Here is a 22,691-nt window from a genome sequence, read left to right as displayed (position 1 = left end):
TTGGCTGAGCAACGCATCGGCCAGAACACGGAAGTCACCTTGCATTTCGCACTGCGCCTGGAGAATGGCGACACGGTCGACAGTACATTCGACAAAGCCCCGGCGACTTTCAAAGTCGGCGATGGCAACCTGCTGCCGGGTTTTGAAGCAGCCCTGTTCGGTTTCAAGGCCGGCGATAAGCGCACCCTGCAGATCCTGCCGGAGAACGCGTTTGGCCAGCCCAACCCGCAAAACGTGCAGATTATCCCGCGTTCGCAGTTCCAGGATATGGAACTGTCGGAAGGCCTGCTGGTGATTTTCAACGATGCGGCGAATACCGAGCTGCCCGGTGTGGTCAAGACCTTCGATGACGCGCAAGTGACCATCGACTTCAACCATCCGTTGGCCGGTAAAACCTTGACGTTCGATGTTGAAATCTTCGACGTTAAAGCGATCTGATCGACGAAAACCAGCGCCTGCGGGCGCTGGCCTGTGTAGGAGCCAGCTTGCCGACGATTGCATCACCGCGACGTAGCTTATACGACGCTGCGCCTGCATCGCCGGCAAGCCAGTTCCTACAGGATTCGGTACCCGTCAGGGGCCGGGTTGATCCAATTTCTTGCGCTGCAAGACACGAGGCATAGCATGCAAATCAAACTCGCCAACCCCCGTGGCTTCTGTGCTGGCGTGGACCGGGCGATCGAAATCGTCAATCGCGCCCTGGAAGTCTTTGGGCCACCGATTTACGTGCGCCATGAAGTCGTCCACAACAAATTCGTGGTCGAAGACCTGCGCGCCCGTGGTGCGATCTTCGTCGAAGAGCTGGATCAGGTGCCGGACGACGTGATCGTCATCTTCAGCGCCCACGGTGTTTCCCAGGCCGTGCGCACCGAAGCGGCTGGCCGTGGGCTGAAAGTGTTCGATGCTACTTGTCCACTGGTCACCAAGGTGCATATCGAAGTGGCACGCTATAGCCGTGACGGTCGTGAATGCATCCTGATCGGCCATGCTGGCCACCCGGAAGTCGAAGGCACCATGGGCCAGTACGACGCCAGTAACGGCGGCGCCATCTATCTGGTGGAAGACGAGAAAGACGTTGCCAACCTGCAGGTGCACAACCCCGACCGATTGGCTTTCGTGACCCAGACCACCTTGTCCATGGACGATACCAGTCGTGTCATCGACGCGCTGCGCAGCCGTTTCCCGGCTATCGGCGGCCCGCGTAAGGACGACATCTGCTACGCCACCCAGAACCGCCAGGATGCAGTCAAGCAACTGGCGGATGAGTGCGACGTGGTGCTGGTGGTCGGCAGTCCTAACAGCTCCAACTCTAACCGCTTGCGCGAGTTGGCTGAACGCATGGCGACACCGGCGTACCTGATCGATGGGGCCGAAGATATGCAGCGCAGCTGGTTCGATGGTGTCGAGCGTATTGGCATCACGGCGGGCGCTTCGGCCCCGGAAGTCCTGGTGCGCGGTGTTATCCAGCAGTTGCATGCCTGGGGGGCTACGGGCGCCGATGAGTTGGCGGGTCGTGAAGAGAACATCACTTTCTCCATGCCCAAGGAGCTGCGGGTTCGCTCGCTGCTCTGAATGCCAGGGTGCCGGAGTAATTCCGGCACAACGCCTGTTCGGCTCTATCGCTGCGCAGGCTGATGCGCCCACTGGGTGCCAGCACCACCTGGTGCTGGCTCTGCGCCGAATCCTTTGCACATATGTGCACCGTGCCAGCACGAAAACCTCCCCCAGCAAATACCGGCTCGCCCAGCCCGCTGAAGCGTACCTGGCTTTTGACCGGTCCATTCCCGACTATCGGTACGCGACCGCTGCCCTGACGCTCCAGTAACACCGGGTTGTCATCGTCCAGATGACCACGCCCGCTTACATCCAATACGACCCGCCAACCCAGGCTCCAGTCATCGTCAAATGCGTGGATGACCACCGCTCGGTTACGCGTGATGGCTTCAGTGCGGGCGAAGCGGAGCCCATGCGCCAGCGACTGCGCCGCGCTTTGTCGCTGCTGTGATTCCAGCAGCCCCGTGAAATTGGGCGCTGCCAGATGTGCCAGGATGCCGCTTACTAACAGTCCGAGCAGCAGTTCGATCAGGGTGAAACCTCGTTGCTCCATAGGTCGTCCCTCCGTGGACGTGTGTATAGCGGGTTGAGACATAGGTATAGCGTCCAGTTCGGAGCGTCGAATGGTGGCCTTTATGTCCAAAGTATTTCCCTTTGTTCCGTGGGCGGCGCGGGTGAAAAACCGACGCTAGTCTTGGGTCGCACAGCAGGGTTTCCTGCTTTTTTCGGCCTTCGACACGGATGACGACGGTAATGCTTGCCTGCCTGACAACCTGTTTCTCCCCCACTTTTCCTCGGTCCCAAATCGGCACGACGTTGATCGAAGTGCTCGTGGCGGTGCTGATTCTCGCCGTTGGCCTGTTAGGCGCAGTGGTGCTCCAGCTCAACGCCCTCAAGTACACCGACAGTTCAAGGATGACCAGCCAGGCCAGTTTCATCGCCTACGATATGCTCGACCGAATCCGTGCCAATTCCGGTGCCGACTACTCATTGCGCCGGGGCGTACGGGCGCCGCCCAGTGCCGCGAACACCAGCATGCGTGATCTGGACCTGCATGACTTCGAGGCCAATATTCGCGGTTTTGCCGGGGAGAGTGCCAAAGGCTCCGTGGCGGTCAGTGCAAATGAGGTGACTGTCAGTATCAGTTGGGATGACAGGCGGGGGGCAAACACGCCTGGCGCGCGTGAAACCCTTACCCTGACCAGTCGCATCGACAATGAACCCGGGGTGATGCAATGAGGTGTCAGGCTAGGGGTTTCAGCCTGGTGGAATTGCTCCTGGCCCTGGCCGTCGGGTTGGTATTGGTGCTGGGGGTGAGTCAGGTGCTGATCAGTTCCCGAGCGACCCACGCCAGCCAGCAGGCTGCCATGTTGTTGCAGGATGATGCGCGGTTTGTACTGGGCAAGATGATCCGGGATATTCGCCAGGCGGGCATGTTTGGTTGTTTGGCCACGGCTTTTATTGACAACGCCCCGCCAGCCTTCGAGCGACCCGTCAGTTGGAGTGCCGGGGGCAGTTCAAAGTCGCTGACGCTGGTCACCGCCGATGTCGACGCAGGAGGTGGCAGGCCCGACTGGACGGTACTGTCCGACTGCACTGCTACTGCCCAAGCCTATGCAGGAAGCTCACCTGAGCCGGCGCCTGGGCAGATTCGCTTTGCGATTCGACAACGGACCTACACCTTCGAGGCGGGCCAGTTGAAGGTCAGCACGCCCGCGGCGCCGGCCAAGGCGGTGTTGGTGGACAACGTACGGGCCTTCGATATCAGTTTCGGCGTGGCTGCCAGGCCGACATCCGCACAGGCTGTGCGCTACGACGCCATGCCTGGCGATGAATCTTTGATCCGCAGTGTACGTATCCGCATGACGCTGCAAGACCCGACGGGGCGGGTAAAAGATCAAACCTACAGCGTCGTGGCAGCGCTGCGAAACCGTGTGGGGTAGGACGGCCATGGTGCTTGCTGAAGGTATGTCTTCGCGGCAGAGGGGGATGGTCCTGCTGATAAGTCTGGTGTTTTTGCTGCTGTTGTCATTGATCGGCCTATCTTCGATGCAGGGGGCGGTAGCGCAGCAAAAGATCAGCGCCAGCCTGTGGCATCGCAACCAGTCGCTGCAAACTGCAGAAAGTGGTTTGAGGCTGGGAGAGCAAGGCGTGAGGCAAAAGGGCGCTGCCTTGCCGCAGTGCCAGTCGATCGTTGCCTGTGGCCCGCCGGATGACGCGTATTCGGTGGTTGGCGCCGGTGCCAGTCCTGTGTCATCGGTTAACTGGGTTTCTATCAAGGGTGGCTTCTACGGTATTCAATCCCTGGGCCATGGCATGGGGCTGCCCCATTTACCGCCGCAAACCCTGGCAGCGTTGTATCGGGTGACTGCGATCGGGATCAGTGGCCAATCGCGCACGGTATTGGAGACCGTGTATGTGCGGGTGGAAGAGGAAAGTGGTTCGCGGTTTCGACGCGTGTCATGGCGACAACTTCAATAAGGAGCAATGGAATGGGCATGGACAGCCAGGGCTTTACCCTGATCGAGTTATTGATCGCTGTGGCGATCATCGCGTTTTTAGCCGGGATCGCTTACCCCGGGTATACCGGCCATGTGAAAAAGGTCTATCGCGCGGAAATTGTCGCGCTGCTGACTGAGCAGGCTCAGCACCTGGAGCGGTTTTATGTCAGGAACGGCAGTTTTATTGACGCAAGCGGCGTCAGTACGGGCAATGATCGCTATAGAATCACCGCAGCATTGAACCCTCAGGATTTCTACCTGGTCGCTACGCCGGGCGTCGATTCGGTGATGGCTGGCGACCCTTGCGGTGAATTCAGCTTGGGCAGCAGCGGTGCGCGAGGCAATCCGGGTGCTGCGCCTGAAATGTCGCGCCAGAAATGCTGGGGGCAATGATGAGGGTGCTGGATGATTGGGCGCCGGGTGCGCTTGTCCCTATTTATTGGCTGGATCAAATAATGGCTAAGCAGCAAGTGGTGATTGTCGGTGGCGGAGTCATCGGCTTGTTGACGGCGTTCAACCTGGCGACCGAGGGGCAGGCAGTGGTCCTGCTGGAGCGCGCCGGTGTCGGGCAGGAATCGTCATGGGCGGGCGGAGGTATTGTTTCGCCACTGTATCCGTGGCGCTACAGCCCGGCGGTCACAGCGCTGGCCCATTGGTCTCAGGATTTTTATCCGCAACTGGCTGAGCGGCTGTTTGCCGCTACCGGTGTCGACCCGGAGGTTCACACCACGGGCTTGTACTGGTTGGACCTGGATGACGAAGCCGAGGCACTGGACTGGGCGGCTCGTGAAGGCCGGCCCCTGAGCAAGGTGGATGTGTCTGCCGCCCATGACGCGGTTCCTGTCTTGGGCGATGGGTATTCCCAGGCAATCTATATGGCCAATGTGGCCAACGTGCGCAACCCGCGCCTGGTCAAATCCTTGAAGGCCGCGCTATTGGCTCTGCCTGCCGTGACCGTTCACGAACAGTGCGAAGTGACCGGTTTTGTTCTGGACGGCGACAATGTAGTGGGAGTGGATACGGTAGAGGGGCCGATTCTGGGGGATCAGGTGGTGCTCGCAGCGGGTGCGTGGAGCGGCGAGTTGCTCGCCACGTTGGGAATAGCGCTGCCGGTGGAGCCGGTCAAGGGGCAGATGATTTTGTACAAGTGCGCCTCGGACTTCCTGTCGAGCATGGTCCTGGCCAAAGGGCGTTATGCGATCCCTCGGCGGGATGGACACATCCTCATCGGTAGCACCCTGGAACATGAGGGCTTCGACAAGACGCCCACCGAAACTGCGCTGGAAAGCCTCAAGGCTTCGGCTGTGGAACTGATCCCCGCATTGGCGGACGCTGAAGTGGTTGGGCATTGGGCAGGTCTGCGGCCCGGTTCGCCGGAAGGCATCCCTTACATCGGCCGGGTACCCGGCTTCGACGGGCTGTGGCTCAACTGCGGGCATTACCGCAACGGGCTGGTCCTGGCCCCGGCATCGTGTCAGTTATTTGCCGATTTGCTGCTGGAGCGTGCGCCGATTATCGACCCGGCACCCTACGCGCCCGAAGGTCGGATCAGCGCTGGATAGACTTCGGCCCTTGCTCCAGATGCGCCTGGGTGCAATACCACTCCTGGCGCGAGCTAAGGGCGCGATCCTGCGGCAGGTGCACGCCGCAGTGGGCGCAGCGCACCATCAATGATGAGCCTGGTTCGCTGGTGCGTTGCTGCTTGGCGGTCGGGCTTTTGAATTTGCGCCAGAACCACACTGCGGCAGCAATAACGGCAATCCAGAACAGAAGACGAAGCATGATGGGTGGTTTCTCGACAAGGAATGAGCCAGTTTAGCCAAGGACGTGGCAGGCGCCCAGCGCAATAACGCTTACCCATAAAAAAGGAGCCCCGAGGGGCTCCTTTTTTGCGTTGCGTCGACAGATCAGTCGAACACACCGAAGGTCATGTAGCTGAACCACGAGCGGTCCTGGTTGTTGCCCAGGGCCTGCGGCTCTTCCTCTTCGATTACGTCGCCGTTCTCGTCGTGCGGCTTGAGGTCCGAAGGAATGGCTTCCTTGGCATCCTGGAACTGCTTGATCACGTCCTGATTGGCGCGGGTTTCGCCCGGCGGCAACGGTGGGCGCGACTCGATCAGGCCAAGGGTGTACTTGCTCAGCCACGAACGGTTGTCCGCTTCGGCAACCTGAGGCACGAACTGTCCGTCTTTCAGGCTTGGGTGATCAGGGTAGTTGAGCTTCAGGGTTTCCAGGCTGGTAGCGGCCAGCTCGTCCAGGTGCAGGCGCTGGTAAGCCTCGGTCATCACCGCCAGGCCGTCACCCACGGAAGGGGTTTCCTGGAAGTTTTCTACGACATAACGACCACGGTTGGCGGCAGCGACATACGCCTGACGGGTCAAGTAGTAGTGGGCCACGTGGATTTCGTAGGAAGCCAGCAGGTTGCGCAGGTAGATCATGCGCTGCTTGGCGTCCGGCGCGTAGCGGCTGTTTGGGTAGCGGCTGGTCAGCTGGGCGAACTCGTTGTAGGAGTCGCGGGCGGCACCCGGGTCGCGCTTGGTCATGTCCAGCGGCAGGAAGCGCGCCAGCAGGCCAACGTCCTGGTCGAACGAGGTCAGGCCCTTCAAGTAGTAGGCGTAGTCCACGTTCGGATGTTGCGGGTGCAGGCGGATGAAACGCTCGGCGGCGGACTTGGCAGCTTCCGGCTCGGCGTTCTTGTAGTTGGCGTAGATCAGCTCAAGCTGGGCCTGATCGGCGTAGCGCCCGAACGGATAGCGCGACTCCAGTGCCTTCAGCTTCGCTGTGGCGCTGGTGTAGCTATTATTGTCCAAGTCTTTCTGAGCCAATTGGTACAGCTCGACTTCGCTCAGGTTTTCGTCGACGACTTCCTTTGTTGACGAGCAAGCAGCAGTCATGGCGAGGATGGCGATCAGCAGCAGGTGTTTCACTTGCATGGCGGCTTGCGTCCCTATGACGGCCGCTGTCTTGGGCGGGGCCGTCCTGTTATGATGAGCGCCCCGTTGAAAGCCTCGGGGCAAAAGACGCCGTATTTAACCACAAGCGCGCAGCCGAAACCAAAGGCTGTGCCACGCCTAGTCTGAGCATGTCCGATAAAATTGAACTTCGCGCAGAGGTGCCGTCCGAATTGGGCGGCCAACGCCTCGATCAAGTCGCCGCACAATTATTCGCTGAGCACTCGCGCTCGCGCCTTTCCGCCTGGATCAAAGACGGCCGCCTGACTGTGGATGGAGCGGTTATCCGCCCGCGAGACATAGTTCATGGCGGTGCGATTCTTGAGCTGACTGCCGAGCAGGAAGCCCAGGGAGAATGGGTCGCCCAGGACATCGAGCTGGACATCGTCTATGAAGACGACGACATCCTGGTCATCAACAAACCCGCAGGCCTGGTGGTTCACCCGGCGGCCGGGCACGCTGATGGCACCTTGCTCAATGCCCTGTTGCACCACATCCCCGACATCGTCAACGTGCCGCGTTGCGGCATCGTGCACCGTTTGGACAAGGACACCACCGGCTTGATGGTGGTGGCCAAGACCATTCAGGCGCAGACGCAACTGGTTACGCAATTGCAGAGCCGTAGCGTCAGCCGTATCTACGAGTGCATCGTGATTGGTGTGGTCGTCGCCGGTGGCAAGATCAATGCCCCGATCGGTCGCCACGGCCAGCAGCGCCAGCGTATGGCGGTGATGGAAGGCGGCAAGCAGGCGGTGAGTCACTACCGCGTGCTGGAGCGTTTCCGGTCCCACACCCATGTGCGGGTCAAGCTGGAAACCGGTCGTACCCACCAGATTCGCGTGCATATGGCCCACATCAACTTCCCGTTGGTGGGCGATCCAGCCTACGGTGGCCGCTTCCGCATTCCGCCTGCGGCGAGCCAGACCATGGTCGAATCGCTCAAGACGTTCCCGCGCCAGGCGTTGCATGCACGTTTCCTGGAACTGGACCATCCGACGAGCGGTAAGCGTATGAGCTGGGAATCGCCACTTCCAGACGATTTTGTCTGGTTGCTGTCGCTGCTCAAGCAGGATCGTGAGGCGTTTGTCGGATGAATGACTGGCTGATCCCCGACTGGCCCGCGCCGGCTCGGGTAAAGGCCTGTGTCACCACTCGTGCGGGCGGCGTCAGTCTGGCGCCGTTCGACAGCCTCAACCTGGGCGATCATGTCGAGGACAGCCTGGAGGCCGTCCTTGAAAATCGCCGTCGTCTTCGCGACGCATTTGATATTCAGCCGGCCTGGCTGCGCCAAGTCCACGGGGTGACCGTGGTTGAGGCTGACCCTGGCCGCACGGCTGAAGCCGACGGCAGTTGGACCAGTACCCCTGGCATCGCCTGTACTTCTATGACTGCCGATTGCCTGCCCGCGTTGTTCTGCAACCGTGCTGCGACGCGCGTCGCTGCCGCGCATGCCGGTTGGCGTGGCCTGGCGGCTGGTGTGTTGGAAGCTGCTGTTGAAAGTCTGGATACCGAACCTGCCGATGTACTGGTCTGGTTGGGCCCGGCAATCGGTCCGCAATCCTTTGAAGTCGGTCCGGAGGTGCGTGAAGCCTTCATGCAGCGTCTGCCGACAACTGCCGAAGCCTTTGTACCAAGCCGCAATCCCGGCAAGTTCATGGCCGACATCTATCAGTTGGCGCGCCTGCGCCTTGCCGCACGGGGTGTCACGGCTGTTTACGGTGGTGGTTTCTGCACCGTGACCGATCCGCGCTTCTTTTCTTACCGGCGCAGCCCGCGCACCGGTCGATTTGCCTCCCTGATCTGGCTCGAACGCTAGACTCTCCTGACTTACGTCAACTGTCCGTAGCTTGAATCTTCCAGAATCCACCCCATCTATAAGGGTATCTGGCAGGCTTCTTCATTCAGGAATGTTTTATAGCTCCGGCCTGCTCAAAAGGAAGGTGACTAATGCGTATTGATCGTTTAACCAGCAAATTGCAGTTGGCCTTATCGGACTCCCAATCCTTGGCGGTGGGCCTCGACCACCCGGCCATCGAGCCTGCGCACTTGATGCAGGCGCTCCTGGAGCAGCAAGGTGGTTCTATCAAGCCCTTGCTGATGCAGGTGGGCTTTGATGTCAGCAGCCTGCGCAAGGAGTTGAGCAAAGAGCTCGACCAACTGCCGAAAATCCAAAATCCTACCGGCGACGTGAATATGTCGCAGGATCTGGCGCGTCTGCTTAACCAGGCCGACCGCCTGGCCCAGCAGAAGGGTGACCAGTTCATCTCCAGCGAGCTGGTGCTGCTCGCCGCCATGGACGAGAACAGCAAGCTAGGCAAGTTGTTGCTCGGCCAAGGTGTGAGCAAGAAAGCCCTGGAAAACGCAATTAACAACCTGCGTGGCGGTGACGCGGTTAATGACCCTAACCACGAGGAGTCGCGCCAGGCCCTGGACAAGTACACCGTCGACCTGACCAAGCGCGCCGAAGAAGGCAAGCTTGACCCGGTGATCGGCCGTGACGATGAAATTCGTCGCACCATCCAGGTCCTGCAGCGTCGCACCAAGAACAACCCGGTGCTGATCGGTGAGCCTGGGGTGGGTAAAACCGCGATTGCCGAGGGCCTGGCCCAGCGCATCATTAATGGTGAAGTGCCGGACGGCCTGAAGGGCAAGCGCCTGTTGTCTTTGGACATGGGGTCGTTGATCGCAGGCGCCAAGTTCCGCGGTGAGTTCGAAGAGCGCCTGAAATCCCTGCTTAATGAACTGTCGAAGCAGGAAGGGCAGATCATTCTGTTTATCGATGAATTGCACACCATGGTCGGCGCCGGTAAAGGCGAGGGCTCCATGGACGCTGGCAACATGCTCAAGCCCGCCTTGGCACGGGGCGAGCTGCATTGTGTCGGGGCTACCACGCTTAACGAATATCGTCAGTACATTGAAAAAGATGCGGCCCTTGAGCGTCGCTTCCAGAAAGTCCTCGTGGAAGAACCGAGCGAAGAAGACACCATCGCGATTCTGCGGGGCCTGAAAGAGCGTTATGAGGTCCACCATAAGGTGGCGATCACTGACGGCGCGATCATTGCGGCGGCCAAATTGAGCCATCGCTACATTACCGACCGTCAATTGCCGGACAAGGCCATCGACTTGATCGACGAGGCGGCCAGCCGCATTCGCATGGAGATCGACTCTAAGCCGGAAGTGCTCGACCGCCTGGATCGGCGCCTGATTCAACTGAAAGTCGAATCCCAGGCCCTCAAGAAAGAAGAGGACGACGCAGCCAAGAAGCGCCTGGAAAAACTTCAGGAGGAAATCGTCCGTCTGGAGCGCGAGTATTCGGATCTCGAAGAAATCTGGACCTCGGAAAAAGCCGAAGTGCAGGGCTCTGCGCAGATCCAGCAAAAGATCGAGCAGTCGCGCCAGGAGCTGGAAGCCGCACGTCGTAAAGGCGACCTGAACCGCATGGCCGAGTTGCAGTATGGGGTGATCCCGGATCTGGAGCGCAGCCTGCAGATGGTCGACCAGCACGGCAAAAGCGAAAACCAATTGCTGCGCAGCAAGGTGACCGAGGAAGAAATTGCCGAAGTGGTCTCCAAGTGGACCGGTATCCCCGTGTCGAAGATGCTCGAAGGTGAGCGCGACAAGTTGCTGAAGATGGAGCACCTGTTGCACCAGCGCGTGATCGGCCAGGAAGAGGCGGTCGTGGCGGTGTCCAACGCGGTACGGCGTTCCCGGGCCGGTTTGTCCGATCCGAACCGTCCGAGCGGTTCGTTCATGTTCCTCGGCCCGACCGGCGTGGGTAAGACCGAGCTGTGCAAGGCATTGGCCGAGTTCCTCTTTGATACTGAAGAGGCCATGGTGCGGATCGATATGTCCGAGTTCATGGAGAAACACTCGGTGGCTCGCCTGATCGGTGCTCCACCAGGCTATGTGGGCTACGAGGAGGGCGGTTACCTGACCGAAGCCGTGCGGCGTAAGCCTTACTCGGTGATCCTGCTGGATGAGGTCGAGAAGGCCCACCCGGACGTGTTCAACATCTTGCTGCAAGTGCTGGAAGATGGCCGGCTGACGGACAGCCACGGGCGTACGGTGGACTTTCGCAACACGGTGATCGTGATGACCTCCAACCTCGGCTCGGCGCAGATCCAGGAACTGGTAGGTGATCGTGAAGCCCAGCGCGCGGCTGTAATGGATGCGTTGACTACGCACTTCCGCCCGGAATTCATCAACCGGGTCGACGAAGTGGTGATCTTCGAGCCGCTGGCACGGGATCAGATCGCGGGTATTACCGAGATCCAGTTGGGCCGTCTGCGCGGTCGTCTGGCGGAACGCGAGTTGTCGCTGGAACTGAGCCGCGAGGCGTTGGACAAGCTGATCGCGGTGGGTTACGACCCGGTATATGGCGCACGGCCTTTGAAACGTGCGATCCAGCGTTGGATCGAGAACCCGCTGGCGCAGTTGATCCTGTCGGGCAGCTTTATGCCGGGCACCAGCGTCGAGGCGACTGTGGAGAACGACGAAATCGTCTTCCACTGAGCCCGGATTGCACTGTAATAAGAGAAGGCCCTGCATCGCAGGGCCTTTTTTTTCGATAGGGCGTTGAACTGTAAGGCAAAGGCTTGTAAAGTGCGCCCCGCAGCAACGTCAGCCCACGGGTTTCTTCTCCCCAAGAAGAAATCAGAAAGAAGCGCAAATCATTGTCTTAAAAGCAATTTAAAGGGTTGACAGGGGTTTTTAAGATTGTAGAATAGCGCGCCTCAGAGACGCTAACGTAGCGATACGGACAGGGTCGAAGAGAAGGTTACATCGCAGTAAAAGTTGTACATTTGAAATATGTAGTTCCGTGATAGCTCAGTCGGTAGAGCAAATGACTGTTAATCATTGGGTCCCAGGTTCGAGTCCTGGTCACGGAGCCAATTTCAAACCGGGGTATAGCGCAGTCCGGTAGCGCGCCTGCTTTGGGAGCAGGATGTCGGGAGTTCGAATCCCCCTACCCCGACCATATTTGGGTCGTTAGCTCAGTTGGTAGAGCAGTTGGCTTTTAACCAATTGGTCGTAGGTTCGAATCCCACACGACCCACCATTTTTGAGACCAGTTAACGCTGGAATCGAATCTTAAGATCAGAGGCCAAAAGCGCTGATCGAAGAAGGCGACTGAAAGGTCGCCTTTTTTTTACCGGGGTATAGCGCAGTCCGGTAGCGCGCCTGCTTTGGGAGCAGGATGTCAGGAGTTCGAATCCCCTTACCCCGACCATATTAAAAATCCTCGTATCGAAAGATACGGGGATTTTTTTTGCCTTAAATTGTCTCAACTCCAACACAATACTAATGTGGGAGGGAGCAAGCCCCCTCCCACATTGACCGAGTCCCACCAGGGACTCTGTTGTCAGTGAAGTTTCAGGCGCGGCTCAGTCCCGCGTCCGATCTTGCTGCCCAGCATCAGCATCGCTGTGCGGAAGAAGCCATAGAGCGCCATCTGGTGCATGCGGTACAGCGACACATAGAACATCCGCGCCAACCAGCCTTCCAGCATCACACTGCCGGTCAGGTTGCCCATCAGGTTACCCACCGCCGAGAACCGCGACAGCGAGATCAGCGACCCATAGTCGGTGTACTTGTATGACGGTAGTTCCTTGCCCTCGATTCGCAGCTTCAGCGATTTGGCCAGCAACGAAGCCTGTTGATGGGCCGCCTGGGCCCGTGGCGGCACATTACGGTCGCTGTCCGGTTGTGGGCAGGCGGCGCAGTCACCAAAGGCGAAGATATTTTCGTCGCGGGTGGTTTGCAGCGTCGGCAGCACTTGCAGCTGATTGATGCGATTGGTTTCCAGGCCATCGATGTCCTTGAGGAAATCCGGTGCGCGAATGCCGGCAGCCCATACCTTGAGGCTGGCCGGAATCACCTGGCCACTGCTGGTGATCAGCGCGTCGGCCGTCACTTCACTGACGGCCGAGTTGGTCAGCACCGTCACCCCGAGCTTCTCCAGGGTTTTATGCACAGGCCCGCCTATCCGCTCCGGCAGGGCCGGCAGTACACGTGGGCCGGCTTCGATCAGGGTGATATGCATGTTTTCCGGTTTGATGCGATCCAGGCCGTACGCCGCCAGCTCGTGGGCCGCGTTATGCAGCTCGGCGGCCAGTTCGACGCCCGTTGCACCCGCACCGACGATGGCCACGCTGATCTTTTCCACCACATCGGTCTGCCCGGCATGGGCGCGCAGGTAGTGGTTGAGAAGCTGTTGATGAAAACGTTCGGCCTGCTTGCGGGTATCAAGGAACAGGCAGTGCTGCGCCGCGCCCTCGGTGCCGAAATCGTTAGTGGTGCTGCCCACCGCAATCACCAGGCTGTCATAGCCCAGCACGCGCGCAGGCACCAGCTCGCGGCCTTCTTCGTCGAGGGTGGCGGCCAGTTGGATTTTCTTCTGCTCACGGTCGAGCCCGCTCATGCGCCCCAGCTGGAACTCGAAGTGGTTCCATTTGGCCTGGGCGACGTAATTGAGTTCGTCTTCCGAAGAGTTGAGTGAGCCGGCAGCCACTTCGTGCAGCAGAGGCTTCCAGATATGGGTGAGGTTGGCGTCCACCAGCGTGATGCTGGCGGTGCCGCGCTTGCCCAGAGTCTTACCCAGGCGGGTAGCCAACTCCAGGCCGCCGGCGCCGCCGCCGACGATAATAATACGATGGGTCATGGGGATATCTCGCAAGGCTAAAGGAAATCGGAGCAGTTACCCCCGCGAGCGCCAGGCAGCTCATAGCGTCAGGTAACTCAAAAGGCGGCTCAGCAGACCGAGCCCGATCACTACCACCAGCACCACACCAAGGAGCAGCCACGGCCGGAAAGGCTTGCGCTCGACTCGGTTCTGGGAGAGTTGCAGGTACTCTTCGACATGCTGTTGGTCGTCGGGGTTCAGGCGGCTGGTCATATAAGGCCTCGTCAGGTAGACGTTGCAAAAGGGCGCCACGTTACAGTGGGGATCAGAGGCTGATGCCCACGTCGAACACTATGCTGCGACCCAGGTTGTTGCGCAAGAAATCCGGTGCGTCCGGGTGGGCGAACAGCACCCGTGCAAACGTTGGTCCCACCAGCGAGAGCGAGCGCCAGCCCTGGCGCAAGTATTCGGTGGGCGGTGGAAAATGGCTGTTGAGGTCGAGCACTTCACGCTTGAGGCTGGTGAAGGCGACTATATCCAGCTCGCCCAGGTCCATGCCGCGTTCCTTGTAGTTGTGCGCTTTTTTGCGCAGCGTGGGCGCCAGGCGCAGCAGGAATTCATGGGCGGGGATCCGTCGAGGCTTGGCTTCGCGGCGCACCAGTTGGCTCAAGGAAAAGGCACTGCGCCGGCGTAGCAATTCATCGCGCCATTCGTCATTCAGGCGGCGCCCTTCATCCAGCACGAAAAACACCTCGAAACTGGCATCGCGAAACAGCACATCGGGTGGTTCTTGCCCGGCGGGGTGAAACTCTTCGGCGCGGTAGGGCACATTCAAGCCTTGCAGCAGGCGCTGGCAGACCCAACGCTCACGCTCCCATTTGCGGGCATTGGACAGGAACGCATTGGCTTGTTCGGCCGCTACGGTGAGCAGGCGCAAATAATCTGAGTCATCCATGCTCGCAGCTTAGCGTCCAAATGATGACCGCAGGAAGTCCTGCTGCAAAAGCCAGGGTGTAGACTGGCCTTTCAAGCCTAATTTCCCCCGTATGAGGAGCGTGCAGTGAAGTTTCTGGTGGTGCTGTTGCTAAGTCTTTTACCGGTATGGGCACAGGCTGTTGAGGTGGGCGAGCGCCTCGCTCCCTGGACTTTGCTTGATCAATTCGACCAAGCCTATACCCTCGATAACCAGGCGCAGATTCTGTTGGTGGCGCGCAGCATGGATGCGGCCAAGCTGGTAGACGCGGCGCTGCAAGGCCAACCTAAGGGCTACCTCGACGCGCGGCATGCGGTGTTTGTCGCTGACATCCAGCGCATGCCTCGACTGATCGCCAAATTGTTCGCGGTACCGGCCATGCAATCCTACAACTACCGGGTCATGCTGGATCGCGACGCGCGTATCGCCCCACGTTATCCCGCGCCGGCGGATACCGTGTTGTGGTTGCAACTGGATCAAGGCCGATTGGTTGCGCGGCACGAATACAACGCCGCCACCGAACTGCGCCAGGCACTGGAGCAGGTGAAACCGTGATCAGTGCAGCGGTGCTGACGCCAGAAACCCTCGGCATCGGCTGGCTGGTTTTTACCCCCGTGGTGCTGTGGGCAATCCTGCGCTCGCCATGGGTGGAGTTGTTTGCCGACCGGCGGCGCCAGCATTTGCTATTTGGTACGGTATTCGCGTTGTTCATGTTGTGGCTGGTACGGCGGGATTTCGACACCGGGGTGTCCTACCACTTTATCGGTATGACCGCCGTAACCCTGCTGCTGGATTGGCCCCTGGCTATCGTCGGTGGGTTTGCCGCCCAGCTCGGCTTAATGCTGCTCGGGCGCCAGGACCTGGCAGCCCTGGGTGTCAACGGCCTGCTGCTGATCGTACTGCCGGTGCTGGTCACCGAAGGCTGTGCGCTTGTGGTCGAGCGAGCGCAGCCGCGCAATCCCTTTGTGTATATCTTCTGCTCCGGTTTTTTTGCCGCCGCGCTATCGGCCTTGCTTTGCCTGTTGCTGGGGCTGGGGTTGCTGTGGTTCGACGGTCGTTTTGCCATGCCGGAATGGCTGGAGGATTTTATCGGCTACCTGTGGCTGATCATCTTCCCCGAAGCCTTTATCAACGGCATGGTGATCAGTGCCCTGGTGGTGTTCTGCCCGGAATGGCTGGAGACCTTCAACCGCACCCGCTACCTCTCGGCACCCTGGAAGGATGACGAATCGCAGCGTTGATCCAGATCAAATCCCGCGCAGGCGAGCAGGCCCATGCTCTGCGAAATTTTCCCAGGCAGGGCAGGAGCACGAATCATGAGTGTGTACGAGTGGGCACGGCAGGAGTTGCGCAGAAGCCAGGATGCGGCACAGGAAATCGGTTTCGACCCAGGCTTGACCCTGCGCGCCATGCTCAGCGCGGTGGTGCAGCAGAGCAAGGGCGTACGCAGTTTCGAAGACCTGGCCGACGAGTTGCAATACCTTGCAGAGAACCTCGACGACCAGCAGGAATATGCCTTTATGCGGCCTTAGTGGCGCGGCGGTAGGTCTTCGGAAAACAGCTCGTCTTCGGCATCCGGAGCCACCGGAATCTTGTGTTCCTCAGCAGCCCAGGCGCCCAGGTCGATGAGTTTGCAGCGGTCCGAGCAGAACGGCCGGTTGGGGTTGGCTGTATTCCATTCCACGGGTGCACCGCAGGTTGGGCAGTCGACGGTCAAGGGTTGGCTCATGATCGGCCTCCACGCAAAGTAAGGTAAAAGTGGTGCAGTCGCTCGACCTCGCTGTGCAGCCAAGCGAGGTCCTGGTCATTGACCAGTACGTCATCGGCATGGTTCAGGCGCTCTTCACGGCTGGACTGGGCCTTGAGGATCGCCTGCACTTGCTGTTCGCTGATGCCGTCGCGCTGCAGGGTACGCTGAATCTGCAGCGATTGCGGCACGTCGATCACCAGGATGCGCTGGGTCATACTGTACTGGCCTGACTCGATCAGCAGCGGTGACACCAGGATCGCGTAAGGCAAGCGGGCGCGCGCCAGGTGACTGCGAATTTCCTCGCCAATCAACGGGTGCAGCAGGGCTTCCAGCCAGCGGCGCTCTTCGGGCACCTCAAAGATCAGCTTGCGTAGCGCAGCGCGGTCCAACTGGCCGTCAGGCTGCAATACTCCAGCACCAAAATGCTCGGCGATGCGGGCCAGCGCCGGGCGGCCAGGTTCGACCACCCAGCGCGCGGCGTGATCGGCGTCCACCAGGTCAATGCCCAGGTCGATAAAGTGCTGGGCTGCCGCACTTTTACCGCTGCCGATGCCGCCAGTGAGGCCAAGAATCCAGGGTGTTGCAACACAAGTGGTCATCTGAAACCGACAGACTGCAAATAGAAGTCGGTTATTTGACCACCCCAGAGCAATGCAATCCAGCCGGCAATTGCCAGATACGGACCAAATGGCATCGGCGTGGACGCCTGGGTCTTGCGCAGGCGCATCAGGATCAACCCGACAACCACTCCCACCAGCGACGACATCAACAGTGTCATCGGCAGTATCTGCCAGCCACCCCAGGCGCCGAGCAAGGCCAGTAACTTGAAATCACCGTGGCCCATGCCGTCTTTGCCGGTGGCCAGCTTGAATAGCCAGAACACGCTCCAAAGGCTCATGTAGCCGATCACGCTGCCCCATAGCGCGTCAGGTAATGTCGCCAGTAATCCAAAGCTGTTGACGATCAGCCCCAGCCAGAGCAATGGCAGCACCAGTACATCCGGCAGCAACTGGTGATCTGCGTCGATCAGGCTCGTTGCCAGCAACCCCCAGCTCAACACCAGCACCGCTGCGGCTTGCCAGCCAAAGCCGAAATGCCAGGCGACCCATGCCGAGATCAGCCCGCAGGCGAGTTCGGTGAGGGGGTAGCGGGGGCTGATGGTTCCCTGGCAATGGGCGCAGCGGCCCCGGAGCATCAGGTAGCTGAGCAGTGGGATATTTTCCCAGGGCCGGATTGGATGATCACAGTGTGGACAGCATGAGTTGGGGTGCATCAGATTGTAGGTCGGCCCCTCAGGTTCGGCAGGCAAAGCGAGCACTTCATGGGCCTGGGCACGCCACTCCCGTTCGAGCATTTTTGGCAGGCGCCACACCAGCACGTTGAGGAAACTCCCGACGATCAGCCCCAGTACCAACGCCATTGCGACAAAAGCCCAAGGATGCTCGGCCAGCAGCAGGCTCAAAATGCGCTCCCTAACTGGAAGACCGGCAGGTACATGGCGATGACCAGCGCACCGACAATCCCTCCCAGAACCACCATGATCAACGGCTCCATCAGGCTGGTGAGATTGTCGACCTGGTTGTCCACGTCAGCCTCATAGTGGTTGGCGACCTTTTCCAGCATGTGTTCCAGGGTGCCCGACTCTTCGCCGATCGCCGTCATCTGAATGGCCATGCCGGGAAACAGGCCGCTGTTGGCCATGGATTGATTCAGCTGCATGCCAGTGGATACCTCGTGACGCATATGTTCGATTGCCTGCTTGAACGGGCCATTTCCTACGGCGCCGGCGACTGAATCCAATGCCTGTACCAGTGGGACACCGGCGGCGAAGGTGGTCGAGAGCGTGCGCGCGTAACGGGCCGCGGCGGATTTTGTCAGCAGTTTGCCTGCCAGGGGCGCTTTCAACAAACCGGCGTCCAGCCAATGGCGAAAGCCCGGCGAGGTCCGATAGGCCTGGCGCAGCCCCGTGGCGCCTGCTGCGATGCCCAACACCAGCATCCACCACGCGTGCTGCATGAACGCCGACAAGGCGATCACGTGCAAGGTAAATGCCGGCAGTTTACCGTTCACTCCGGCGAACAGGCTCTGGAACTGCGGCACCACGTGGATCAGCAATATGCCGGTGACCAGGCTGGCCACCACTAGCACTGCGATGGGGTAGGTCATGGCCTTTTTGATCCTGGCCTTGAGCTGCTCACTCTTTTCCCGGTGGATCGCCACCCTTTCCAGCAGTGTCTCAAGCGCCCCGGCCTGTTCGCCGGCGGCCACCAGGTTGCAGTACAACTCATCGAAATAACGCGGTTGCTTGCGTAGTGCTTCAGCCAGGCTGGTGCCGGCCGCGATTGCCTGTTTAAGTCCTTGGACTTGTTCACGCACGGCTCGATTGTCGAGGCCTTCGCTGATGATGTCGAAGGCTTGCAGAAGCGGAACCCCTGCCTTGAGCAGCGTCGCCAGTTGACGTGTGAACAGGGTGATGTCCGCCGCTTTGACTGATGGGGCAAGGCGTGGCAGCACCGGCGATTGCTTGCGCACACGGCCGGGGCTGATCCCTTGCTGACGCAGTTGTGCCTTGACCAGGGCAGGGTGGCGCCCCTTGGTTTGCCCGGACACCCTGCGCCCTTTGCGGTTGATGCCTTCCCAGAGGTAAATCGTCGAAGCGTTGTTCATGTCGCGGTTCCGCATACAGGTCATCGAAGATTAATAGCTTAGTCAGGTGACGGATTCGGACATGCCGATGGCGCAGGATAAAAATGTCAGAATGTACGTCTTGTGCGCGATTGACCGCTTGCGGGTGAGTACACTGGCGCCGTTGCAAAAACGGGGTGCAGGACGCGCCTTGTCATGAGTTCTATTCTGGAGAGTGAATGTGATACGTCAGAAAGGCTTTACCTTGATCGAGTTGTTGATCGTCGTGGCAATCATCGGCATTTTGGCCACCATCGGCTTGCCCATGTACACCACGCACCAGGCCAAGGCCAAGTTCACTGCCGGCCTGGCTGAAATTGCCGCGTTGAAGGCCGGTTACGAAGACACCCTCAACCAGGGCACTGTACCTACCCTGGCCTTGATTGGCGGCACCAGCCCCACCGCCAACTGCAAGATCGATGTGGCAGGCGACGTGGCCACGGGCGCGAGCTCCATCAACTGCGAAATACTTGATGCGCCGGCACCGGTGCTGGGCAAGACCATCAGCCTGACGCGCAGCGCCACCGGCTGGAAGTGCACGACTACCGCTGAAGCGAAATATGTCGGCAAGGGCTGCGGTGCCGATGGTGCGTAACGGCTAAATCATCCACAGGGACGTAGAGGTGGCCGATGGCGTTATCCGTGCAGCAACGAGGCAATGTTTTCCTGGTAGCAGTGGTGTGCCTGTTGACTGTCGGGATTTGCACGCCGTTCGGTGGGCATGATCTACAGCGTGGAATGCAAATTGCCATCGGGTTTTGCGCGGTGCTGTATGGGCTATCGGTTACCTCTACTGAACCTTGGGTGGACAGGCCCACGGCCTGGGGAGTGACGCTGGTCGTCGGGCTGGGCGTGCTGTCTTCGGTGCTGGCCCATCAGCCGCTCTGGGCGCTCACCGAAGTGGCGCTGTTTGTCAGTTGCGGGGCAATCGCCTTGGCCTTTGCCCTGCTTCGCCGGCACGGCGGCGAGTCTTTGGACCGTGTGCTGATTTTGATTGTGGTGCTGCTGTGCCTGATCAAGTCGGTCCAGTATCTGTATGCCGGTGCGCTTGTATTCACCAGTGGAGCGCGCGCGCTGGACCCTGACGGGCTGATGTCCGGCTTTTCCAACAAGCGTTTCTACGGCCAGTTTCAGACATTTACCCTGCCATTGCTGGCGCTGCCCTTGCTGATCCCCAATCTCTCCCGCGCCTTGCGAGGTACGGTGTTTGCGTTGTTGTGTGTCTGGTGGCTGATCGCGATCAGCGGCGGTACGCGCGGCACCTGGCTCGGTATGGGCATGGCGGGCGTGGTGTTGGCGGTACTTGGGCCTGGGGGACGTCGCTGGCTGGGCTGGCAGTTGGCCGCAGTGTTGGTTGGACTGTTGCTGTATTGGCTGATATTCACGGGGCTGGCGGATTATCTGGGGGCTGAGCTCTCCAGTGGTGCCAGTGATCGTCTCACCACCTCGCTGTCGGGACGTGGCCCGATCTGGTGGCAGGCATGGAATATGCTGGTCGAGCGGCCGTGGCTCGGTTTTGGGCCGATGCATTTTGCGGATATCGCCAACAAGATTGCCGCTCATCCCCATCAGGCGATCCTGCAATGGGCCAGCGAATGGGGTGTGCCGTCGGCCCTGTGCGTGGCGGTTTTGGCATGGCGAGGCGGCTGGGCCACGTTGGCTGTGCTACGTGAGCGGGCGCTGTCCGCCGAGCGTGTTGACCTGCTGCGCTTATGCCTGTTTGCGGCATTGGTGGGGGCGCTGGTGCAGTCCATGGTCGATGGTGTGATCGTAATGCCCAACTCCCAGGTCTGGTTGGCGCTGGTGGTGGGCTGGCTGATGGCGCTGCATGTGTCGCGCACGCCAGCACGTGTTGCGCTGCCATTGGCCTGGAACCTATGGAAAGCCTTGAGTGTGTTGGCCGTTGGTCTATTGGTATTTGTCGCGATGCGCGATGTGCCTCACCTCCAGCAAGCCCAGCAGCAGTACCTGGACGGCAATGGCAGTTACCTGCAACCACGCTTCTGGGCTCAGGGGGTGATTGCCCGCTGAAGGGCGCAAGTTGCCGGACGCCCGATGCGGTGCTAGCTTTAGCCCACCGCCCGTGTAGCTCAGTCGGTAGAGCAGCGCACTCGTAACGCGAAGGTCGCAGGTTCGATTCCTGTCTCGGGCAAAAAGGCATTGCTGTTTTAAAGGCAGTGTTTTAGCGGCAATGTTTCAAAGGCAATGTTTTCAGATGATCCCAGAATGGTTCTGAAGGCCAGACGAGTTGGCATTTGTGCCCGCTCTTTTGTATCTGCGCAACCTTGATGACCCAGATGCATCCCCATTCCTCGATCTAAGAGAACAACATGACCACGACTGAAATGACCCAGGAAGTTCGGCATCAAGCAGCCCTCGAAAAATACCTCGAGGAGTCGCCGCAGCTTAAAGAAGAGATCAAGGACCTGAGCGCCGATGATCAGCGTGACCAGATCCAGTGGGCATTCGAGGACGAGGCCGAGAGCCAGGGCTACCAGCCTTGGGAACTGACCCTCAAGTACACCTCGACACCGGAAGAGTTCGAAGCGGCGCGGCTGGCCCTCCACAAAGAGGCGGCCGAAGTGCTGGGTGTCGAATGGGAAGAGTATTGCGAGATGAATGACCTGGTCGTTTAAAAGCAGCTTGTAGGAGCGAGCTTGCTCGCGAAAATCGCTAACGATGACGCGGGCTGCCTGGTTCTCTGCGGCGTTCTCAGGTTTTTCGCGAGCAGGCTCGCTCCTACAGTTAAGGTGCTCAGATACTCAGGCGCATCGACAAATCCACCGCCTTCACATCCTTGGTCATTGCACCGATGGAGATGTAGTCCACCCCTGTCTCGGCGATAGGCAGCAGGGTGCTTTCATTGATCCCGCCGCTGGCTTCCAGCTTGGCCTTGCCGCCGTTCAGGCGCACGGCTTCACGCATATCTTCCAGGCTCAACTCATCGAGCATGATGATGTCGGCGCCCGCTGCCAGCGCTTCGCGCAGTTCGTCCAGGCTCTCCACTTCGATTTCCACCGGCTTGCCGGGTGCGATCTTGTGGGCGGCGCTGATGGCTTGGGCAATCCCGCCACAGGCCGCGATGTGGTTTTCCTTGATCAGGAACGCGTCATACAAACCGATGCGGTGGTTGTGGCAGCCGCCACAGGTCACCGCGTATTTCTGCGCCAGGCGCAGGCCGGGCAGGGTTTTTCGAGTGTCCAGCAGCTTGACTTGGGTGCTGGCGACAAAATCTGCCAGGAACCGGGCGCGGGTGGCGACCCCGGACAGCATCTGCAGGAAGTTCAGGGCAGAGCGCTCACCACTGAGCAGCGAGCGCGCCGGGCCTTCCAGATGGAACAGTGCTTGGTTGGGACTGACACGCTCACCGTCGGCCACCTGCCAGTGCACGGCGACCCGTGGGTCCAGTTGGCGGAATACGGCATCCACCCACGCAGTGCCGGCGATGACGGCGGCATCGCGGGTAATGATGGTGGCCGTGGCCAGCCGTTCGGCCGGGATCAACTGTGCGGTGATGTCGCCGCTGCCGATGTCCTCCAGCAGTGCGCGGCGCACGTTGGCTTCGATTTCGGCGGTGAGGTCGGCAAGACGGAGATTCGGCATAACAGGCTCCACAAACAAAGTGTCCCGATTATAGGGGCAGCGTGCGCTCGAA

Annotated in this window: 27 protein-coding genes and 5 tRNA genes; 21 read left to right on the top strand and 11 right to left on the bottom strand. The window is 59.8% G+C overall.

Annotated elements, in window-relative coordinates:
- Complete coding sequence (fkpB, locus tag J1G35_RS01415) at nt 1-438, top strand: FKBP-type peptidyl-prolyl cis-trans isomerase (RefSeq protein ID WP_172681466.1); 438 nt, start codon at nt 1-3, stop codon at nt 436-438.
- Between the two features lie 186 nt (nt 439-624).
- On the top strand, nt 625-1,572 hold the full coding sequence (gene ispH / locus J1G35_RS01410; protein WP_223013003.1) for a 4-hydroxy-3-methylbut-2-enyl diphosphate reductase: 948 nt from the start codon (nt 625-627) through the stop codon (nt 1,570-1,572).
- Here the strand turns inward: ispH and J1G35_RS01405 are convergent.
- Complete coding sequence (locus J1G35_RS01405; protein WP_053131756.1) at nt 1,526-2,107, bottom strand: GspH/FimT family protein; 582 nt, start codon at nt 2,105-2,107, stop codon at nt 1,526-1,528. The two genes, ispH and J1G35_RS01405, sit on opposite strands and share 47 nt — an antisense overlap.
- 200 nt (nt 2,108-2,307) lie before the next feature.
- Between J1G35_RS01405 and pilV the strand changes: the two genes are divergently transcribed.
- The 5 genes from pilV to thiO all read left to right on the top strand — a co-directional run bounded on the left by pilV (nt 2,308) and on the right by thiO (nt 5,617).
- Nucleotides 2,308-2,793, top strand: a complete 486-nt coding sequence (gene pilV, locus J1G35_RS01400) for a type IV pilus modification protein PilV (protein WP_223013002.1) — start codon at nt 2,308-2,310, stop codon at nt 2,791-2,793.
- Nucleotides 2,790-3,497 (top strand): prepilin-type N-terminal cleavage/methylation domain-containing protein, encoded by a 708-nt coding sequence (locus J1G35_RS01395; protein ID WP_053131749.1) that lies wholly within the window; start codon nt 2,790-2,792, stop codon nt 3,495-3,497. The genes pilV and J1G35_RS01395 overlap by 4 nt, the downstream gene beginning before the upstream one ends.
- A 7-nt stretch (nt 3,498-3,504) precedes the next feature.
- On the top strand, nt 3,505-4,035 hold the full coding sequence (locus J1G35_RS01390) for a PilX N-terminal domain-containing pilus assembly protein (protein ID WP_223013001.1): 531 nt from the start codon (nt 3,505-3,507) through the stop codon (nt 4,033-4,035).
- An 11-nt stretch (nt 4,036-4,046) separates the two neighbouring features.
- Complete coding sequence (locus J1G35_RS01385; protein ID WP_223013000.1) at nt 4,047-4,448, top strand: type IV pilin protein; 402 nt, start codon at nt 4,047-4,049, stop codon at nt 4,446-4,448.
- A 62-nt stretch (nt 4,449-4,510) separates the two neighbouring features.
- Nucleotides 4,511-5,617 (top strand): glycine oxidase ThiO, encoded by a 1,107-nt coding sequence (gene thiO, locus J1G35_RS01380; protein WP_223012999.1) that lies wholly within the window; start codon nt 4,511-4,513, stop codon nt 5,615-5,617.
- Here the strand turns inward: thiO and J1G35_RS01375 are convergent.
- Together J1G35_RS01375 and J1G35_RS01370 are read right to left on the bottom strand one after the other, a co-directional pair.
- Nucleotides 5,604-5,837: a PP0621 family protein gene (locus tag J1G35_RS01375; protein ID WP_223012998.1), complete on the bottom strand. Its 234-nt coding sequence runs from the start codon at nt 5,835-5,837 to the stop codon at nt 5,604-5,606. The two genes, thiO and J1G35_RS01375, sit on opposite strands and share 14 nt — an antisense overlap.
- Nucleotides 5,838-5,962: 125 nt before the next feature.
- Nucleotides 5,963-6,988: an outer membrane protein assembly factor BamD gene (locus tag J1G35_RS01370; RefSeq protein WP_053131735.1), complete on the bottom strand. Its 1,026-nt coding sequence runs from the start codon at nt 6,986-6,988 to the stop codon at nt 5,963-5,965.
- Between the two features lie 149 nt (nt 6,989-7,137).
- Here J1G35_RS01370 and rluD point away from each other — a divergent pair, with 149 nt between their 5' ends.
- The 7 genes from rluD (at nt 7,138) to J1G35_RS01335 (ending at nt 12,236) form a co-directional block, all read left to right on the top strand.
- Entirely contained in the window at nt 7,138-8,100 is a 963-nt protein-coding gene (gene rluD, locus J1G35_RS01365) for a 23S rRNA pseudouridine(1911/1915/1917) synthase RluD (protein ID WP_027606843.1), read from the top strand.
- Nucleotides 8,097-8,822: a peptidoglycan editing factor PgeF gene (gene pgeF / locus J1G35_RS01360; protein ID WP_223012997.1), complete on the top strand. Its 726-nt coding sequence runs from the start codon at nt 8,097-8,099 to the stop codon at nt 8,820-8,822. Before rluD ends, pgeF begins: the two co-directional genes overlap by 4 nt.
- Nucleotides 8,823-8,953: 131 nt before the next feature.
- Nucleotides 8,954-11,518, top strand: a complete 2,565-nt coding sequence (gene clpB / locus J1G35_RS01355; RefSeq protein ID WP_053131731.1) for an ATP-dependent chaperone ClpB — start codon at nt 8,954-8,956, stop codon at nt 11,516-11,518.
- A gap of 304 nt (nt 11,519-11,822) precedes the next feature.
- Nucleotides 11,823-11,898: transfer RNA gene (locus tag J1G35_RS01350), tRNA-Asn, on the top strand.
- A gap of 9 nt (nt 11,899-11,907) precedes the next feature.
- Nucleotides 11,908-11,984, top strand: a tRNA-Pro gene (locus J1G35_RS01345).
- A gap of 5 nt (nt 11,985-11,989) precedes the next feature.
- Nucleotides 11,990-12,065 (top strand) — tRNA-Lys (locus tag J1G35_RS01340).
- Nucleotides 12,066-12,159: 94 nt separating this feature from the next.
- A tRNA-Pro gene (locus tag J1G35_RS01335) sits at nt 12,160-12,236 on the top strand.
- Nucleotides 12,237-12,368: 132 nt separating this feature from the next.
- Here J1G35_RS01335 and J1G35_RS01330 read toward each other — a convergent pair.
- Genes J1G35_RS01330 through J1G35_RS01320 form a run of 3 tightly spaced genes read right to left on the bottom strand, consistent with a single transcriptional unit; the run spans nt 12,369 to nt 14,583 of the window.
- A complete protein-coding gene (locus J1G35_RS01330) occupies nt 12,369-13,667 on the bottom strand; it encodes an NAD(P)/FAD-dependent oxidoreductase (RefSeq protein WP_223012996.1) in 1,299 nt (432 codons plus the stop codon).
- A gap of 60 nt (nt 13,668-13,727) precedes the next feature.
- On the bottom strand, nt 13,728-13,901 hold the full coding sequence (locus J1G35_RS01325) for a DUF3094 family protein (protein WP_016976295.1): 174 nt from the start codon (nt 13,899-13,901) through the stop codon (nt 13,728-13,730).
- 52 nt (nt 13,902-13,953) lie between these two features.
- Nucleotides 13,954-14,583 carry a DUF1780 domain-containing protein gene (locus J1G35_RS01320; RefSeq protein ID WP_027604891.1) on the bottom strand — a complete coding sequence of 210 codons (630 nt, stop codon included), beginning with the start codon at nt 14,581-14,583 and terminating at the stop codon, nt 13,954-13,956.
- A gap of 105 nt (nt 14,584-14,688) precedes the next feature.
- Here J1G35_RS01320 and J1G35_RS01315 point away from each other — a divergent pair, with 105 nt between their 5' ends.
- The 3 genes from J1G35_RS01315 (at nt 14,689) to J1G35_RS01305 (ending at nt 16,133) form a co-directional block, all read left to right on the top strand.
- Complete coding sequence (locus tag J1G35_RS01315; protein ID WP_223012995.1) at nt 14,689-15,156, top strand: FAD/FMN-containing dehydrogenase; 468 nt, start codon at nt 14,689-14,691, stop codon at nt 15,154-15,156.
- Nucleotides 15,153-15,842 carry an energy-coupling factor ABC transporter permease gene (locus J1G35_RS01310; RefSeq protein WP_223012994.1) on the top strand — a complete coding sequence of 230 codons (690 nt, stop codon included), beginning with the start codon at nt 15,153-15,155 and terminating at the stop codon, nt 15,840-15,842. The genes J1G35_RS01315 and J1G35_RS01310 overlap by 4 nt, the downstream gene beginning before the upstream one ends.
- Nucleotides 15,843-15,917: 75 nt before the next feature.
- On the top strand, nt 15,918-16,133 hold the full coding sequence (locus tag J1G35_RS01305; protein ID WP_003171680.1) for a hypothetical protein: 216 nt from the start codon (nt 15,918-15,920) through the stop codon (nt 16,131-16,133).
- Here the strand turns inward: J1G35_RS01305 and yacG are convergent.
- The 4 genes from yacG to J1G35_RS01285 are packed head-to-tail and all read right to left on the bottom strand — an operon-like array spanning nt 16,130 to nt 19,018.
- Complete coding sequence (yacG, locus tag J1G35_RS01300) at nt 16,130-16,330, bottom strand: DNA gyrase inhibitor YacG (RefSeq protein ID WP_053131719.1); 201 nt, start codon at nt 16,328-16,330, stop codon at nt 16,130-16,132. The two genes, J1G35_RS01305 and yacG, sit on opposite strands and share 4 nt — an antisense overlap.
- Entirely contained in the window at nt 16,327-16,950 is a 624-nt protein-coding gene (coaE, locus tag J1G35_RS01295) for a dephospho-CoA kinase (protein ID WP_223012993.1), read from the bottom strand. The genes yacG and coaE overlap by 4 nt, the downstream gene beginning before the upstream one ends.
- Nucleotides 16,947-17,813, bottom strand: a complete 867-nt coding sequence (locus tag J1G35_RS01290; RefSeq protein WP_053131713.1) for an A24 family peptidase — start codon at nt 17,811-17,813, stop codon at nt 16,947-16,949. The genes coaE and J1G35_RS01290 overlap by 4 nt, the downstream gene beginning before the upstream one ends.
- Nucleotides 17,810-19,018 (bottom strand): type II secretion system F family protein, encoded by a 1,209-nt coding sequence (locus tag J1G35_RS01285; protein WP_223012992.1) that lies wholly within the window; start codon nt 19,016-19,018, stop codon nt 17,810-17,812. Before J1G35_RS01285 ends, J1G35_RS01290 begins: the two co-directional genes overlap by 4 nt.
- 202 nt (nt 19,019-19,220) lie before the next feature.
- On the opposite strand from J1G35_RS01285, the gene J1G35_RS01280 reads away from it, so the two are divergent.
- The 4 genes from J1G35_RS01280 (at nt 19,221) to J1G35_RS01265 (ending at nt 21,672) form a co-directional block, all read left to right on the top strand.
- Nucleotides 19,221-19,631, top strand: a complete 411-nt coding sequence (locus J1G35_RS01280) for a pilin (protein ID WP_223013124.1) — start codon at nt 19,221-19,223, stop codon at nt 19,629-19,631.
- A 35-nt stretch (nt 19,632-19,666) separates the two neighbouring features.
- A complete protein-coding gene (locus J1G35_RS01275; RefSeq protein ID WP_223012991.1) occupies nt 19,667-21,067 on the top strand; it encodes an O-antigen ligase family protein in 1,401 nt (466 codons plus the stop codon).
- Nucleotides 21,068-21,115: 48 nt separating this feature from the next.
- Nucleotides 21,116-21,188: transfer RNA gene (locus J1G35_RS01270), tRNA-Thr, on the top strand.
- A gap of 178 nt (nt 21,189-21,366) precedes the next feature.
- Nucleotides 21,367-21,672 (top strand): DUF6388 family protein, encoded by a 306-nt coding sequence (locus J1G35_RS01265; RefSeq protein ID WP_033903347.1) that lies wholly within the window; start codon nt 21,367-21,369, stop codon nt 21,670-21,672.
- 118 nt (nt 21,673-21,790) lie between these two features.
- Here the strand turns inward: J1G35_RS01265 and nadC are convergent, their stop codons facing one another.
- A complete protein-coding gene (nadC, locus tag J1G35_RS01260; RefSeq protein WP_053131704.1) occupies nt 21,791-22,639 on the bottom strand; it encodes a carboxylating nicotinate-nucleotide diphosphorylase in 849 nt (282 codons plus the stop codon).
- Between the last annotated feature and the right edge of the window lie 52 nt (nt 22,640-22,691).

It is taken from the genome of Pseudomonas sp. SH10-3B (assembly GCF_019891415.1).
In the GTDB taxonomy this organism is placed as follows: domain Bacteria; phylum Pseudomonadota; class Gammaproteobacteria; order Pseudomonadales; family Pseudomonadaceae; genus Aquipseudomonas.
This window is presented reverse-complemented; position numbering and strand designations above follow the sequence as displayed.

Bases quoted from the DNA above. Each gene is read 5' to 3' on its own strand.
- ispH (WP_223013003.1), top strand. From the start codon at position 625: ATGCAAATCAAACTCGCCAACCCCCGTGGCTTCTGTGCTGGCGTGGAC.
- pgeF (WP_223012997.1), top strand. From the start codon at position 8,097: ATGAATGACTGGCTGATCCCCGACTGGCCCGCGCCGGCTCGGGTAAAG.
- J1G35_RS01375 (WP_223012998.1), bottom strand. From the start codon at position 5,837: ATGCTTCGTCTTCTGTTCTGGATTGCCGTTATTGCTGCCGCAGTGTGG.
- J1G35_RS01385 (WP_223013000.1), top strand. From the start codon at position 4,047: ATGGGCATGGACAGCCAGGGCTTTACCCTGATCGAGTTATTGATCGCT.
- J1G35_RS01320 (WP_027604891.1), bottom strand. From the start codon at position 14,583: ATGGATGACTCAGATTATTTGCGCCTGCTCACCGTAGCGGCCGAACAA.
- yacG (WP_053131719.1), bottom strand. From the start codon at position 16,330: ATGAGCCAACCCTTGACCGTCGACTGCCCAACCTGCGGTGCACCCGTG.
- J1G35_RS01265 (WP_033903347.1), top strand. From the start codon at position 21,367: ATGACCACGACTGAAATGACCCAGGAAGTTCGGCATCAAGCAGCCCTC.
- pilV (WP_223013002.1), top strand. From the start codon at position 2,308: ATGCTTGCCTGCCTGACAACCTGTTTCTCCCCCACTTTTCCTCGGTCC.
- clpB (WP_053131731.1), top strand. From the start codon at position 8,954: ATGCGTATTGATCGTTTAACCAGCAAATTGCAGTTGGCCTTATCGGAC.
- J1G35_RS01285 (WP_223012992.1), bottom strand. From the start codon at position 19,018: ATGAACAACGCTTCGACGATTTACCTCTGGGAAGGCATCAACCGCAAA.
- J1G35_RS01370 (WP_053131735.1), bottom strand. From the start codon at position 6,988: ATGCAAGTGAAACACCTGCTGCTGATCGCCATCCTCGCCATGACTGCT.
- J1G35_RS01325 (WP_016976295.1), bottom strand. From the start codon at position 13,901: ATGACCAGCCGCCTGAACCCCGACGACCAACAGCATGTCGAAGAGTAC.
- nadC (WP_053131704.1), bottom strand. From the start codon at position 22,639: ATGCCGAATCTCCGTCTTGCCGACCTCACCGCCGAAATCGAAGCCAAC.
- J1G35_RS01275 (WP_223012991.1), top strand. From the start codon at position 19,667: ATGGCGTTATCCGTGCAGCAACGAGGCAATGTTTTCCTGGTAGCAGTG.
- J1G35_RS01405 (WP_053131756.1), bottom strand. From the start codon at position 2,107: ATGGAGCAACGAGGTTTCACCCTGATCGAACTGCTGCTCGGACTGTTA.
- J1G35_RS01305 (WP_003171680.1), top strand. From the start codon at position 15,918: ATGAGTGTGTACGAGTGGGCACGGCAGGAGTTGCGCAGAAGCCAGGAT.
- thiO (WP_223012999.1), top strand. From the start codon at position 4,511: ATGGCTAAGCAGCAAGTGGTGATTGTCGGTGGCGGAGTCATCGGCTTG.
- J1G35_RS01330 (WP_223012996.1), bottom strand. From the start codon at position 13,667: ATGACCCATCGTATTATTATCGTCGGCGGCGGCGCCGGCGGCCTGGAG.
- J1G35_RS01395 (WP_053131749.1), top strand. From the start codon at position 2,790: ATGAGGTGTCAGGCTAGGGGTTTCAGCCTGGTGGAATTGCTCCTGGCC.
- coaE (WP_223012993.1), bottom strand. From the start codon at position 16,950: ATGACCACTTGTGTTGCAACACCCTGGATTCTTGGCCTCACTGGCGGC.
- J1G35_RS01390 (WP_223013001.1), top strand. From the start codon at position 3,505: ATGGTGCTTGCTGAAGGTATGTCTTCGCGGCAGAGGGGGATGGTCCTG.
- rluD (WP_027606843.1), top strand. From the start codon at position 7,138: ATGTCCGATAAAATTGAACTTCGCGCAGAGGTGCCGTCCGAATTGGGC.